12 protein-coding genes are annotated in these 14,680 nt (G+C 69.9%); 5 read left to right on the top strand and 7 right to left on the bottom strand.

All coding sequences use genetic code 11. The annotated features are described in order from the left end of the window. Positions 1 to 61: 61 nt before the first annotated feature. Positions 62 to 1,000: a methionyl-tRNA formyltransferase gene (fmt, locus tag ACZ7LS_RS20515; RefSeq protein WP_382527506.1), complete on the bottom strand. Its 939-nt coding sequence runs from the start codon at positions 998 to 1,000 to the stop codon at positions 62 to 64. A 229-nt stretch (positions 1,001 to 1,229) separates the two neighbouring features. Between fmt and ACZ7LS_RS20510 the strand changes: the two genes are divergently transcribed. Further along, a complete protein-coding gene (locus ACZ7LS_RS20510; RefSeq protein WP_382527505.1) occupies positions 1,230 to 1,754 on the top strand; it encodes a hypothetical protein in 525 nt (174 codons plus the stop codon). Between the two features lie 287 nt (positions 1,755 to 2,041). Here the strand turns inward: ACZ7LS_RS20510 and ACZ7LS_RS20505 are convergent, their stop codons facing one another. Beyond that, the gene (locus ACZ7LS_RS20505) at positions 2,042 to 4,186 is read right to left on the bottom strand and encodes a primosomal protein N' (RefSeq protein ID WP_382971042.1); all 2,145 of its coding nucleotides are present in this window, start codon (positions 4,184 to 4,186) and stop codon (positions 2,042 to 2,044) included. Positions 4,187 to 4,469: 283 nt separating this feature from the next. On the opposite strand from ACZ7LS_RS20505, the gene ACZ7LS_RS20500 reads away from it, so the two are divergent. From ACZ7LS_RS20500 to ACZ7LS_RS20485, 4 genes are all read left to right on the top strand, one after another. Beyond that, positions 4,470 to 5,732 carry a helix-turn-helix domain-containing protein gene (locus ACZ7LS_RS20500; RefSeq protein WP_382527499.1) on the top strand — a complete coding sequence of 421 codons (1,263 nt, stop codon included), beginning with the start codon at positions 4,470 to 4,472 and terminating at the stop codon, positions 5,730 to 5,732. A gap of 83 nt (positions 5,733 to 5,815) precedes the next feature. Continuing rightward, on the top strand, positions 5,816 to 6,562 hold the full coding sequence (locus ACZ7LS_RS20495; RefSeq protein ID WP_382527496.1) for a toll/interleukin-1 receptor domain-containing protein: 747 nt from the start codon (positions 5,816 to 5,818) through the stop codon (positions 6,560 to 6,562). Next, on the top strand, positions 6,559 to 8,595 hold the full coding sequence (locus ACZ7LS_RS20490) for a hypothetical protein (protein ID WP_385134930.1): 2,037 nt from the start codon (positions 6,559 to 6,561) through the stop codon (positions 8,593 to 8,595). The genes ACZ7LS_RS20495 and ACZ7LS_RS20490 overlap by 4 nt, the downstream gene beginning before the upstream one ends. Beyond that, complete coding sequence (locus ACZ7LS_RS20485) at positions 8,592 to 9,749, top strand: hypothetical protein (protein WP_385134931.1); 1,158 nt, start codon at positions 8,592 to 8,594, stop codon at positions 9,747 to 9,749. Before ACZ7LS_RS20490 ends, ACZ7LS_RS20485 begins: the two co-directional genes overlap by 4 nt. 92 nt (positions 9,750 to 9,841) lie before the next feature. On the opposite strand, the gene metK is transcribed toward ACZ7LS_RS20485, so the two are convergent. The 5 genes from metK to ACZ7LS_RS20460 all read right to left on the bottom strand — a co-directional run bounded on the left by metK (position 9,842) and on the right by ACZ7LS_RS20460 (position 14,335). Beyond that, positions 9,842 to 11,050, bottom strand: coding sequence for a methionine adenosyltransferase (metK, locus tag ACZ7LS_RS20480; protein WP_382527489.1), 1,209 nt, complete (start codon positions 11,048 to 11,050; stop codon positions 9,842 to 9,844). A gap of 463 nt (positions 11,051 to 11,513) precedes the next feature. Further along, complete coding sequence (gene coaBC / locus ACZ7LS_RS20475; protein ID WP_382527486.1) at positions 11,514 to 12,755, bottom strand: bifunctional phosphopantothenoylcysteine decarboxylase/phosphopantothenate--cysteine ligase CoaBC; 1,242 nt, start codon at positions 12,753 to 12,755, stop codon at positions 11,514 to 11,516. A gap of 304 nt (positions 12,756 to 13,059) precedes the next feature. Then, positions 13,060 to 13,332: a DNA-directed RNA polymerase subunit omega gene (rpoZ, locus tag ACZ7LS_RS20470; protein WP_030355514.1), complete on the bottom strand. Its 273-nt coding sequence runs from the start codon at positions 13,330 to 13,332 to the stop codon at positions 13,060 to 13,062. 77 nt (positions 13,333 to 13,409) lie between these two features. Continuing rightward, positions 13,410 to 13,973 carry a guanylate kinase gene (gene gmk, locus ACZ7LS_RS20465; RefSeq protein WP_382527482.1) on the bottom strand — a complete coding sequence of 188 codons (564 nt, stop codon included), beginning with the start codon at positions 13,971 to 13,973 and terminating at the stop codon, positions 13,410 to 13,412. A 38-nt stretch (positions 13,974 to 14,011) separates the two neighbouring features. Then, positions 14,012 to 14,335 (bottom strand): integration host factor, encoded by a 324-nt coding sequence (locus ACZ7LS_RS20460; protein WP_030355512.1) that lies wholly within the window; start codon positions 14,333 to 14,335, stop codon positions 14,012 to 14,014. Positions 14,336 to 14,680 lie beyond the last annotated feature (345 nt).

The following is a 14,680-nucleotide window of genomic DNA, read 5'->3' as shown; positions in this document are numbered from 1 at the left end:
ACTCCCCGGCGGGCGCACGACGCCGCCTCGGACATAGACGCCGCCTCGGACGTACGCGCCTCTAGTGCTCCTGCCCGAGCCGCTCGCCCGGGGCGATCCGCACCCCGCGCGCCCAGTCGGCGGCGCGCATCGGCTTCTTCCCCTGCGGCTGGACCCACAGCAGCTCGGCATCGTGCGATCCGGTGCCCACGTACACGTTGTTCTTGCCGACGGCGAGCACTCCGGGCGCCAGCTCCGTACGCTCGGGCAGCAGCCCCAGGTGGATCAGTTTGAGCCGTTCGCCGCGGAAGACCGTCCAGGCGCCGGGCGCCGGTGTGCACGCGCGAACCACCCGGTCCACGCGCAGCGCGGGCGCGGACCACTCGACCCGCGCGTCCTCGACAGTGATCTTGGGCGCGAGCGTGACGCCCTCGGCGGGCTGCGGTACGGGCTTGAGCGAACCGTCCCCGATCCCGTCCATGGTCGCCGCGAGCAGCCCCGAGCCCGCGAAGGCCAGCCGGGTCAGCAGATCACCACTCGTGTCGGTGGGCCGTACGTGCTCCGTGATCACGCCGTACACCGGTCCTGAGTCCAGCCCTTCCTCGATCAGGAAGGTGGACGCGCCGGTCATCTCGTCACCCGCCATGACGGCGTGCTGCACGGGTGCGGCACCGCGCCAGGCCGGCAACAGCGAGAAGTGCAGATTCACCCAGCCGTGGACCGGCACATCGAGGGCGACCCTCGGCAGCAGCGCACCGTACGCGACGACCGGGCAGCAGTCGGGCGCGATCTCGCGCAGCCGGGCCAGGAAGTCCTCTTCGCGTGGCTTCGCCGGCTTGAGCACCTCGATGCCGGCCTCCTCCGCGCGCTGGGCGACAGGGCTGGCGACCAGCCTGCGACCGCGCCCCGCCGGGGCGTCGGGCCGCGTCACGACGGCGACGACCTCATGCCGTTCGGAGGCGATGAGTGCGTCCAGGGCGGGTACGGCGACCTCGGGGGTGCCGGCGAAGACGAGCTTCATCGGTGGCTGACTGCCTCTCGGGCTGAAAGTGCGGTGATCGAGCGGCGCACCAGTCTATGGGCCAGGACGCCAGGGGGCGTACGACGGCCCACGCGCCCCGCGCATACGCGCATACGCCCCCGCAGCGTGACCACAACGCCAGGTGGCGCGTTGTCAAGAGAGATTGACCAGCACGGGCCGCACCGGTGCGGCCCGGATCCTTTTCAACGCCGGTTCGAGAGGCTTGTTCATGGCCGACCACGCAACCCACGACGCCCAAGCCCGAGCAAGTCTGCACCTGTTGGTGCGCGACATCGAGCGGGTCCGGCGGCAGGTGGACGCATTGCGCACCCTCACCGCCCAGTTGGGCAATGTCTACCGCCCGCGGCGATCGGGTCCTTCGACGGGCTTCGTCGTGTACGGCAGGGCACCCGCGCCGACCGTACGGCTCGCGCAGGAGCTGAGGGACAGCGTAGAGACCCTGGTGACCGCCGCGGTGGACTTCGACCGCTCGCTGGGCTTCTCCTGGGACGCGGTGGGTTCGGCGCTCGGCGTCACCAAGCAGGCGGTGCACCGTCGTTACGGTACGCGCCGCACCGCCCAGCAGCCGACCGCGCCCGAGGCGGACCGCCCGCAGGACCCCGCGACGCCGCGCGCCACGGTACCGGCCGCGGTCCCGGCGGCGCGGTCGATGCCGCCGCAGCCGACGGCCAACACGCAATCCCTCCGGGAAGAACCCCGCCCGAACGTCTTCCCGGGCCCGAGGGGCGGCTGACCGAAGGAGTCTTCGCCCCGCCCCGCCCCCTCATCCCGGGCGGCGGGGTGGGGCGGCCCCGTAGCCCAGCCGCACGCCCGGACCCCAGCGCCGCCGGGAAGCGCGGCGCACCGCATCCGCACCGCATCCGCACCACGACGCCGCCACCGGGAAGCACACCGCCGAGAGACGCACCGCCGAGCCCGCGAGACGCACCGCCGCGAGACGCACCGCCGCGAGACGCACCGCCGGGAGACGCACCGCCGGGAGACGCACCGCCGGGAGACGCAGCGCCGGGAGACGGAGCCTCACCCGATGTCCGGCGGATCGATCCGCACCCGTACCGGATCTCCTCCGCCCCGGGCCAGCCGCGCCGCCTGCGCCGCCTTCAGCGCCCCGGCGAGCGCGGCCCCACTGCCCGGCGGTACCCGCACCAACGCCCGCTCCCACCGCTCCCCCACCGGCGCGTCGCCCGCCCTGCGCGGCCTGCCCGGATCCGTGACCGGCATCGGCACGGGCCCCAGCACCTCCGCGTCGGCGGGCAGCTCGGCGGCCACCAGAAACGCGGCCACCGCCTCCCCCCGCCCGAGCACCGCCGCCATCCGCGACACCGGCGGAAACCCCAGCTCGGCCCGTTCCGCCAGCTCGCGCTGCGCGTGCCCCATCGGATCCCAGCGCACCAGCGCCTGTACGGGCCGTAGCGTCGGCTCGGCGACCACGACCACCGTGCCGCCCTCGCTCTGTCCGCGCACCAGCGAACCCGCCTGTATCCAGCGGCGCAGGGCTTCCTCCCCCGCCCGCAGATCCGGCCGCCCGAGCATGGCCCAGCCGTCGAGGAGCAGCGCGGCCGCGTAACCGCCCTCGGCCACCGGTTCGGCGCCGGGGGTGCTGACCACGAGTGCGGGGCGGCCGGGGACGGAATCGAGCACGTGGTCGCGTCCCGACGTACGGACGGGGACGGCCGGGAACGCCCGTCCCAGCTCCTCCGCCGTACGCCGCGCCCCCACGATCCGGGCGCGCAGCCGCGTGCTCCCGCACTCCGCGCAGTGCCAGGCCGGTTCGTCCCGGCCGCACCAGCCGCAGTGCAACTCCCGTTCCCGTGGCGCCTCCAGCGGCCCCGCGCAGTGCCGGCAACGGGCGGGCGTACGGCATCGTTCGCAGGCTAGCCGGGGCACATAGCCGCGCCGGGGCACCTGCACCAGCACCGGCCCGGTCTTCAGTCCGTCCCTGACGGCCTGCCAGGCGAGGCTGGGCAGCCGCGCGGCGCGCGCCGCTTCGTCCCGCGCCAGCTCGCCGTCACCGACGGTACGCACGAGCGGCGCGGCCGTACGCACCTGCTCACGGCCGGCCGCGAGGGGCAGTGCCCAGCCGGTGCCGACCAGTTGGGCCGCCTCGACGGTGCAGGACGTGCCGCCCAGCAGGAAGGCGCATTTGTCGTGCGCGGCCCGCAGCAGCAGTACCTCGCGGGCGTGCGGCTGGGGTGCGTGCTGCTCGCTGTGGCTGCCGTCGCCGTCGTCCCAGATGACCACCAGCCCCAGGTCACGTACCGGCGCGAACATGGCCGCGCGGGTCCCGACGACCGCCCGGACCGCTCCGCGCCGTACGGCGAGCCACTCCCGGTAACGCTTCTCGGGCCCCGCCTCGGCCGTGAGCAGCGCGTGCCGCCCTTGGCCCAGCAGCGCCGTCAGCGCCGTGTCGACCCGGGCGGCGACCCGCCCGTCCGGTACGACGACGAGCGCGCCCCGCCCCGAGGCCAGCGCCCCCGCCACGGCGCGCGCCAGCTCGTCGGCCCACTGGGGGCCGGGCAGGGCGGTCCACACGGCCCGGGGCGCACCGCCGCCGGCGAGCGCGGCGAGGAAGGCGGGCCCGTTGACATACCGCTCCCAGCTCCCGGCCTCGGGCGCGGCGGGGGGCGGCAGCGGCTCCGGGGAGGGCTTCGACTCGGCACGCGCGTTCCGCGGCGGAATCGCGAGCTGGAGCACATCCGCCAGGCTTCCCGCGTACCGGTCGGCGACGGCACGGGCCAGCCCCAGCAGCTCCGCGCTGAGCACGGGCTCGGGCGATACGACACCGGCGAGCGCGGCGAGCGGCCCGGAGTAGTCCGACTCGGCCCGCCGCTCGACCACGAACCCGTCGATCAGCCGCCCGCCCTCACGCCGCCCGCCCCGCACCTGATGCGCCCCGGCCCCGAACCGCACCCGCACCCGCACCCCCGGCTGCGCGGCCTCATCAAGCTCCTCAGGCACGGCGTAGTCGAAGAACTGATCAAGGTGCAGCACGCCCTTGTTGACCACCACCCGCGCGACCGGCAACTCCCCGGCCAGCGCGGCCCCCCGCCACGTCCGCGGCTTCGCCCGCGGCACCTTGGCCTTCCGCACGCTCTCCCGAATCAGCGCAAGCTGCTCAGGCCCGCCTCCCGCGGGATCCTCGGCCTGCCTGTCGTCGCTGCTCACAGCGTCATACCTACCAGACAGCACAGACACCCCCCGCCCCACCGGGGGGGACCCGTCCACACCACACGCCCACCCGACCGCCGTCGGCCGCCCGCCGGAGTCCTGGCTTGCGAATGGCCGATATCGCTCTCTCGACAGGAACAAGAGATTTCGGTTGCCTCCAAAGCGGAAACGGGAAACTCAGCCGACCACCTTGCTCCAGGGGCACAGCCACGACGAGGCTCGAGCGACGACGTACGGCGCATGGGAGCCGGGCGCTGAACAGCATCAGGGGGAGAAGCACGTGCTGAAACAGCCATCCACATTCGGCAGTGAATTACGACGGGCGCGATTGGCGTCCGAAATGACGCTCACCGAACTGTCCTCACTGATCCACTACAGCAAGAGCCAGCTCAGCAAAGTGGAGACGGGACACAAGCGCCCCACTCCCGAGTTGGCTCGCCTCTGCGACGGCGCGCTCGAATGCGGAGGCGCTCTGATCGCGCTCGTACCGGAGCGACTCCGTTCCGAGGATTCCGCGCCCAGCACGGGGCGCACGTCCTCGGGGTGGGACCCGCCTGGACGACGACAGATACTCGGTGCCGGCGCGGCCGCAGCCCTCGGGACAGCGGTGCCGGAGAGCCGGCCTCCGGTTGATCTTCTGACCGATGGCACACTGCTCGACGCCTCCAGTGCGCTCTTCGATCAATTCCGCCGGCTGGGGCAGACAGCGCCACCGGGAGCGGTTGTCCCCGCGCTGGCGGAGCAGACCCGCACTCTGCGAGCGCTGGCCGTCAGAAGCGGTCCCCGCACAGGCCACGGGCTGCTCACCCTCTGCGCACGGTACGCCGAGTTTGCCGGGTGGATGGCGCAGGAGGCCGGTGAGGAACAGGCCGCCCTGCGGTGGACGGAATACGCGGTGGAACTCGCCGCCGCGTCCGACGACGAGAGTCTCGCCTCATACGCTCTCGTACGCAGAGGACTCGTCGCGTACTACGCCGGAGACGCAGCCGGGACCGTCGCGCTGGCCCAGGGCGCCAGGTCGTCCCGGCTTCCGCACCGAATCCGCGGCCTCGCCGCTCAGCGCGAGGCGCAGGGACATGCGCTCGCCGGGAACGAGACCGCGTGTCTGCGCGAACTGGACCGTGCTCGTGGTCTGCTGGCCCAGGGTTCCCGGGTGGACGAGGGTCCCGTACTGGGCACGACTCATCTCACCGATCCGGTGGCGATGATCACCGGTTGGTGTCTGCTCGATCTGGGCAGGCCACAACAGGCCTCGAAGATCCTGGACGAGGAAATCCGGCGAGTACCGGCCGAGGCGATGCGGACGCAGGCGCGCTACGGCGCGCGACGGGCCCTCGCTCACGCGTTGGCCGGAGAAATCGAACACGCCTGCGCCATCGCCCGCGAACTGCTGAGCGCGGCTCACATAGTCGGCTCCGCGACCATCGCACTCGATCTTCGCAGGCTCTCGCGGACGCTGGGCCGCCATCCGAGGAATCCGGCCGTACGGACCCTGGCGCCTCTTCTGGCCTTCTCGCTCTCCCCCGCCGCAGACGTCTTCTGAGAATCTTCCGGGCCCCGGGCACGGATGCGGTGTTTCCCATGGGCTCGTTCGGGCCCATCCTTCGTATGAGAGGACAGCACGTCATGGCCGACGTCTTCATCAACTACCGGACAGGCGACGGAGAAGAAACCGCCGTCGCCATCGAACGGGAGCTCACCAGGCGCTTCGGCAAGGGGCGGATTTTCCGGTCCGGCACATCCATTCGCCCCGGTGCGTTGTGGGACGACGCGCTGCTGACAGGAGTCAGGACCAGTTCCGTTCTCGTCGCGCTGATCGGCGCGCGCTGGGCCGATTCCCCCCGGCTCCTCGACCGCGACGACTGGGTACGCCGGGAGATCCTTGAGGCGTTTCGATGTGCCATTCCCGTTGTTCCGGTGCTCGTGGGGCGCGAGACCAAACGGCTGCGGCCGGCGGCACTGCCGTCGGCACTGCGCAAACTCGCCCGGTGCCAGTCGGTCCGGTACGACTCCCAGACAGCGGAGACCGACCTGCCTCACCTCGGAGACGTACTCCGCGAACGGGTGCCGGCGCTGGCCGACGCGGAGGCGCGGCTACGGGCTCAGCAACAACCGCAGCCCGACGCGACGCAGTACTCGATGGGTGCGGTGAGCGGTGGCACTGCGGTCCAGGCCAGGGACATCACCGGCGACATCGGTGGCACAGTCATCCGAGAGGCTCACGGCACTCTGCACACGGGATCCGGCGACCAGCACCATCACGCGCCTCATCTGTCGGGCGACAACTCGTCCTACGTGGCCGGGAATCAGAGTGGTGGTGGCAATCGGCAATCCTTCGACGCACCACGCCGACGTCGGGACGACGCTCGATGAGCGAGGCGACCAAGACATGGATCGGAGAGATGTCGGGGATTGCCACGCACACGGGTCCCGGCGACCAGACCATCAACGTGCAACTGATGAACGAGCGGTATCAGGTTCCGGGGTCACTGGCGAGGGACTCCCGCGGCAGGACACCTCGCACCGTAGCGACGCAGGACCTTCTCTGGCTGTACGAGCGTTTCGAACCTCCGGTCGGCTTCGAGGACGCCGTCGAGAAGCTCAAGATGCGCGGCACGGTTCTCCTGGAGGGCAAAAAGGGCGACGGGCGGAACGCGGCAGCCAGAATGCTGCTGCGCCGACTCCCCCACGAACAGGGCCCGGTACAGGAACTTCTGCTCGGCGAGGAGGAGAGAAATTCCTCCCTCCTTCTGGACCATGGACTGGTCGGGGATGAGGACCGGCTGCTCCTCGACCTTTCCGAGAAGGACGAGGAGTGCTGGCGGAGGGTGCGAGAAGAGCTGTCATCGTTCCGGGCGTCGGTCCAACAGCGTCAAGCAGGAATGGTGTTGATCCTGCCGCCCGGAATGGGGCACCTCCTCACCTCCGAACTAGCGGATCTGCGGTACGTCATCTCCCGGCCGCCCGGCATGGAACTGGACATCATCAAGCGGCATATGCGCTCAGGTGGGATCGACCCGACTCTCGCGGATCCTCCTCGTGGTGCGCTCAAGGACTTCCTCGATCCCAGCCCCTCACTGAGCGACGTCGCGACCTTCGCCCAGTATCTGTGCCGGGCAGCGGCCGATGGCGGTTCCTTCGATGTCTGGTGCCACCTGGCCCTCGACGCCTTCCGGGGACAGCCAGTGCACGCGGCTCGGCTGCTGAGGGTTGTTCGCAAAGGGGCGCCACGAGCCCTGCTCGTGGCTACCGCCATGCTGCACGAAGCACGCGGCGACGCCGTTCACCGTTCGGCGTCGCTCCTGCTCGCTGCCGTGGATCCAACGGCACAGACTCGGCCCGCTCTGCAACACCGGCCTCTTTCCGAACGGTTGACCGACATCGAGGCCCGGACCGATGACAACGGACGCGTCACCTTCACAGGTCTTGAGATCGACGCGGCTCTCCGAACCCGGGTGTGGCATGACCTTCCCGATCTGCGAGGCCCCCTGCGGGACTGGGTCGGGGAAGTCGTGAGCCTGCCGGAACTGGACGAGCCCGATCGGGACGCGCTCGTCGAACGGTTCGCCGAACAATCCTTCGCATCCCGCCGCCCCGACGACCTGATCATTCTCTCGCAGCGTTGGTCTCGTACCCCTGGCAACCTTCCCCAACTGCGTGCGGCCGCGCGCGCTCTCAGCCACGGCCTCCACAACCGGGAATACGGTGCCAAGTTCCGCAAGCGCATCCTGCACTGGTCGACGAGCCAGCACCTCTCGATGGCACAGCGGCGGGTACTCGTCGAGGTCTGTCACGAGGACATGGCCGTGCGACATCCCCACGCGGCGTTGGTGCGGCTGCACCATCTGGCGCGCCGAGAGAAACCCAGCGGCCTGGCTGTCGACGCACTCGTCCAGCTCGTGGACGACGACCACCGGCTGCGCCGCCGGATACTGGCCCGCCTCGCGAGAGCTCTCGCATCCGCCGCCGGACCGAATACCAAGGAGTTCCTGACGGAAGACACCGATCTCTTCCTGAGATTCGGTGTTCCGGAGCAGCTCAGCGATTACGGGGCCCGTTCCCGTCCCCTCATCGCGGAATCGGCGGTACGGAACGATCTCGTCGCCGGATGGTCCACCGTGTTCGGCACGCTTCTTGCGGAACGATGGACCGGTCTCGCACATAGGTGGCTGAACGCGGCCTGCACGCCCTCTCCCTTCGCCGAGCACTTCCTCGATGTGCTGGTCAGCGCGTGCCGGCAACGCGGAGACCAGCTCGGGATGCTGTATCGCGTCGGCCGCCGCTGGGCAGCGGCGCAGCCGATCCAGGATGCCAGGACCCAAGCCCTACCCGGCCGTCTCTTCCTGAAGATCAGCGACGCCCTACGTGCCCAGACCCCCTTCGCGCGGGAGACGACAACGACATGAGCTCCGGCCACAAGACCGTGACGGTCTTCCTCACCCTCATCTGCGGCCTGATCCTGACCATCGTCGGCTACTCCACCCGCTGGCCACACTGGGCGTGGCCGACAGCGGCCCTGGTCCTGACCGGAGCGTTCGTGACCGCCCTACGTCTCGACAAACGCGACCGAGATCCCTTCCCGCCCCAGTACCTCCAGGAGCCGGACAGGCCACTACCTCCCGTGGAGCGCCGTGAACTGCGCATTACCGACGTCGCTCTTCCCAGTCAACTCGCCGACTACGACTTCTTCCTGTCCGCCACTGTCCGCTGGTGCCCTCTCTCGGCTCCGTCCGGCTCACCACCTGTCAACCAGAGCGGCCTCGCGGTCGAAGCCGTGCTGGAACGCGCGGCTCGCATCACGGCGGTCCGTCATCCCTCCCGCGGTTCGCTTGTGCAGCACGAGCTCAACGGGGCTCTGGCCACCATGCTGGAGGACTCAGCCTGCCGAGTGCAGGCCATGGCCCAAGAGGTCACTCTCACGCTCTCGGATCAGGATGAAGTGCGGCTCGCCAAACTGTCAGCGGTCCGCAAGGACGAGGCAGTATGGGAGCACGAACGCAAGTACGAGCAGAGCCGCAGAGCCTATCTGGGCACCGACGTGTTGCAGAGCACCGGCAGCGCCGTCGTGTGGTGGCTGCACAAGAACAATGACCGCGTCGACAAGGCCGTCAAGGACCTCGGCCTGCTGGCCCAGCTCACCTCGGCGGCCAACGACGAAGATGTTTCGGAGCGACTCCGCCATCTGCTGCCGTCACGGTTTCCCGGACAGGACCCGGAGGACCCACCGCCCTCGGATCCCCAGTACGGAACGGACCCTCAGTTCCCCGGCTGGGACCCTCTAGGAGGAGCCACGCAATCGCCCGTGCAACCGGAAATCGTCCAGGCGTTCTCAGAGCTCCTTCGAGCGGCCGGGCTATCGGCAGATGACCCCGAGAGCACACTGCTCGCCGAACAGGTGGCGTCGACACTCGCATACCGCGACGGGGAGCAGGCCAATGAGCTCCGGCAGCACTTCAAAGAAGCGGTCTCGCCTACCGAGACGCCCGTTCCCGGCTCTCCCGCGATGAACGGCGCGGGACCGGGCACCGTGCCCCCGCCGGAATCCACTGTGCGCTTCTGACCCAGCGCCGGGCGTTCTCGTACGTGAAGGCCCCGGACCGTCGTGCGGTCCGGGGCCTCAACGGCACATCTCAGAAGGGCGATCCCGAAGGATCAGACCCCCGCGGCCTTGCGCAGGGCGTCCACGCGGTCCGTGCGCTCCCAGGTGAACTCGGGCAGCTCGCGGCCGAAGTGGCCGTACGCCGCCGTCTGGGCGTAGATCGGGCGGAGCAGGTCGAGGTCGCGGATGATCGCTGCCGGGCGGAGGTCGAAGACCTGCGCGATGGCCTGCTCGATCTTCTCCGTGTCGACCGTGGCCGTACCGAAGGTCTCCACGAAGAGACCGACCGGCTCCGCCTTGCCGATCGCGTAGGCGACCTGGACCTCGCAACGCGAGGCCAGACCGGCCGCGACGACGTTCTTCGCGACCCAGCGCATCGCGTACGCCGCCGAGCGGTCGACCTTCGACGGGTCCTTGCCGGAGAAGGCGCCGCCGCCGTGGCGGGCCATGCCGCCGTACGTGTCGATGATGATCTTGCGGCCGGTCAGGCCCGCGTCACCCATCGGACCGCCGATCTCGAACCGGCCCGTCGGGTTGACCAGCAGACGGTAGCCCTCGGTGTCCAGCTTGATGCCGTCGTCGACGAGCTCCTTGAGCACGTGCTCGACGACGAACTCACGCACGTCGGGGGCGAGCAGCGAGTCCAGGTCGATGTCCGAGGCGTGCTGCGAGGAGACCACGACCGTGTCGAGGCGGACGGCCTTGTCGCCGTCGTACTCGATGGTGACCTGCGTCTTGCCGTCCGGGCGCAGGTACGGGATGGTCCCGTTCTTGCGGACCTCGGAGAGGCGGCGCGAGAGCCGGTGCGCGAGGTGGATCGGGAGCGGCATCAGCTCGGGCGTCTCGTCGCAGGCGTAGCCGAACATCAGGCCCTGGTCGCCGGCGCCCTGCTTGTCCAGCTCGTCCTCGTCGCCCTCGACGCGCTTCTCGTACGCCGTGTCGACACCCTGCGCGATATCGGGCGACTGGGCGCCGATGGACACCGAGACGCCGCAGGAGGCGCCGTCGAAGCCCTTCTTCGAGGAGTCGTAACCGATCTCCAGGATCTTGTTCCGTACCAGCTGGGCGATCGGCGCGTAGGCCTTGGTGGTCACCTCGCCGGCCACGTGCACCAGACCGGTGGTGATCAAGGTTTCCACGGCGACCCGGGAGGACGGGTCCTCCTGCAGGAGCGCGTCAAGAATGGTGTCGCTGATCTGGTCAGCGATCTTGTCGGGGTGACCTTCGGTCACGGACTCCGAGGTGAACAGACGGCGGGACACATCGCTCCCTGTGGTTGCAGCGGCTGCTGGCTGATCATTGGCGGACCGGCGGAGGGCTGCAGCCCCGCGACGGTCCACGACCACTTTATCGGTCGAATCGGGCCACGGGGGCAAGTGTCTCGATCTGTGGGAGCCCCGCGCCCGCGGCTCTGCATTATGCGATACGCCCATCGACCCTGGCCAGGGGGCGCTACGCCGGGATTCTGCGGATTTCGGCCCGGCACCGCGGCGATTCGCCCAGGAAACGGGACGGGAGGGGGCAACAAAGAATTCACGCGCAGCACGTTTCGCGTTCAGTCGGCGCGCTCAAGGCGGGCGGCCGGGGCCCCGGCCGCCCGCCCACCGCGCGCCCCCCTCCGCCGTGTCCCCGCCCTCAGCCGCCGGGCGACCGGGTCCCCAGGTCCTCAGGCCCTCAGGCCCAGGTCCTCAGGCCCAGGTCCCTGAGCCCAGGGTCCTCAGGCCCTCAGGCCCCCAGCCTCGGCGCCACCAGGTCCCAGACGACATCCGCCAGCGCCTCCTTCGGGCCGTACGGCACCGCCGTCTCGCCGCCGTCCGCCGCGAGCACGACCGCCTCGTTCTCCTCGGCCCCGAAGGTCTTCCGCTCCCCGACCTCGTTGACCACCAGCAGGTCGCACCCCTTGCGCCGCAGCTTCTTCCTTCCGTTGGCCAGGACGTCGTCCGTCTCCGCCGCGAAGCCCACGATCACCTGTCCCGGACGGGCCCGCTCGGCGGAGATCTCGGCGAGGATGTCCGGGTTGCGGACCAGCTCCACCGGCGCGGGCTCCTCACCGTCCTTCTTCTTGATCTTTCCCGCGGCGTAGACGGCGGGCCGGAAGTCCGCCACGGCCGCCGCCATGACCACGGCGTCGGCCTCCGCCGCAGCCTTCAGTACGGCCTCACGCAGCTGTACGGCGGTCCCGACATGGACCACGTCCGCACCCGCGGGATCCGTGAACCCGGTATTCGCCTCGATCAGGGTGACCCGCGCGCCGCGCGCCACCGCCGTACGGGCCAGGGCGTATCCCTGCTTCCCGGAGGAACGGTTCCCCAGGTAACGCACCGGATCGAGCGGCTCGCGCGTGCCGCCCGCGCTGATCACGACATGCCGGCCCGCCAGGTCGGGCACCGAGGCGGCTTCGGAGCCGGGCACGGAACCGGCCGCGGACACGCCGCGCGCCAGTACGCGCCGGCATACCTCGAAGATCTCTCCCGGTTCCGGCAGCCGCCCCTTACCCGTGTCGACGCCGGTGAGGCGCCCCACGGCGGGCTCGATGACGACGGCGCCACGGCGGCGGAGCGTCGCGACGTTCTCCTGGGTGGCGGGGTGCTCCCACATCTCCGTGTGCATGGCCGGCGCGAAGACGACCGGACAGCGGGCGGTGAGGAGCGTATTGGTCAGCAGATCGTCGGCGAGTCCGTGTGCCGCCTTGGCGAGGAGATCGGCGGTGGCCGGCGCGACGACGACGAGATCGGCGGACTGCCCGATCCGCACATGCGGCACCTCGTGGACATCGGTCCAGACCTCGGTGGAGACCGGGTGGCCCGAGAGGGCCGACCAGGTGGCCGCCCCCACGAAGTGCAGCGCCGAGTCGGTCGGTACGACCCGTACGTCATGGCCCGACTCGGTCAGCCGTCGCAGCAGCTCGCACGCCTTGTACGCGGCGATCCCGCCCGCGACCCCCAGAACGACCCTCGGCTTGTCCACCGTGTCTCCACCTCTCTCGTCCGTCGCCAGTCCGTCGCCAGCTCTCGCCCGCCGTCGCGGGCTCTCGCCCCTCGCAGGGTTTCGCCCCTCGCAGGGTTTCGCCCCTCGCAGGGCCTCGCCCGTCGCAGGGCCCCGTCGGTCCCGGGGGCCCCGTCGGTCCCGGGGGCCCCGTCGGTCCCCGGGGCCTCGTCCGGCCCCGGGCCTCGTCCGTCGTCCACGGCCCTATGCACATGACACACCACAGGCCCGGCGGTCGTACCGCCGGGCCTGTGCTGAAAAAGCCTGTACCGAAAAGTGTGTACGCCTACTGGGCGGGGCCGTCGATGGCCTCGGAGGTCAGCAGTCCCGCGTTGATCTCACGCAGGGCGATCGAGAGCGGCTTCTCGTGGACGTGGGTGTCCACCAGCGGGCCGACGTACTCAAGCAGGCCCTCACCGAGCTGCGAGTAGTACGCGTTGATCTGGCGCGCGCGCTTTGCCGCGTAGATCACGAGGCTGTACTTCGAGTCCGTGGCCTCAAGCAGCTCATCGATCGGCGGGTTGATGATGCCCTCGGGCGTGGTGATGGAAGAGGACACTCTCTAGCCTTCCGAAGAAAATTCAGGGAGAAACCGGTAATCGCGGGATTCACGATGGAAGGAAATCCCACAAAAGATCATGCAACTGCCATCAAGGCTAGCAGCTCACGCGCGACGTCCTCGACCGAGGTGTTGACCAGCGTCGTATCGAACTCCGACTCGGCGGCCAGCTCCACCGTGGCGGCCTCCAGTCGGCGCTCGATCACCTCGGGCGATTCCGTGCCACGGCCGGTGAGCCGGCGTACCAGCTCGTCCCAGCTCGGGGGCGCCAGAAAGACCAGCCGGGAATCGGGCATCGACTCCTTGACCTGTCGCGCGCCCTGGAGGTCGATCTCCAGCAGTACGGGCTCGCCCGAGCCCAGCCGGTCGAGGACCGCCTGGCGCGGCGTGCCGTAGCGGTTGCCCGCGAACTCCGCCCATTCCAGCAACTCACCATTGGCGACCAGCTTGTCGAATTCATCGTCGGTGACGAAGAAATACTGGACGCCGTGGCGCTCGCCGGGGCGCGGCTTTCTGGTGGTGGCCGACACCGAGAGCCATACCTCGGGGTGGACCTTGCGCATATGCGCGACGACCGTGCTCTTGCCGACCCCGGAGGGGCCGGAGAGCACGGTCAGCCGCGGTCGTACCTCTGCTGCCATGCAGCGATTATCCAGGTTCCCGGGAGTGCCCGGGAACGTCAGGCGGCCTTGCCGCCGAACTCGCGCTCCAGGGAGGCGATCTGGTTGGAGCCAAGACCACGCACTCGGCGGCTCTCGGAGATGCCGAGCCGCTCCATGATCTGCTTGGCGCGGACCTTGCCCACGCCGGGCAGGGACTCAAGCAGTGCGGAGACCTTCATCTTCCCGATGACGTCGTTCTCCTGACCCTGCTTGATGACGTCATGGAGGGAGGCGCCGGAGTGCTTGAGTCGATTCTTGACCTCGGCCCGCTCCCGGCGAGCCGCGGCGGCCTTTTCGAGCGCGGCTGCGCGCTGTTCAGGGGTAAGGGGCGGAAGAGCCACGCCTACGTCACCTCGGATGTCGAACTGTCGGATACGGACCGGTGAGGAACCTAATCGCCCCACACCAGGCGAGCAACGGGCAACGCACTGCACGTTGGCTCTCGACGGAGACTAGCGGCCATGGCCGCCGGAGTCAGCGAGAACAGACGAAAAGTCCTGGTCAACGTCGATCGGGCCGTACATTTCAGGCATATTGCCCAGCTTTTCGGCCAAGAATCTCTTCAACGGCGTCCCAGCGGCCTTCCGTCCGCGTCTCGTCCGCGTCTCGTCCGCGTCCCGTCCGCGTCCGAGCGGTGTTCTCCTGGTGTTCAGAGTCACTCCCGAAAGTCTTCCGGCACGCCCCCG

The sequence above is a fragment of the Streptomyces sp. NPDC039430 genome (assembly GCF_055639435.1).
Note: the sequence above shows the minus strand (reverse complement) of the source record. Positions and strands in the feature narration are given on the sequence as shown.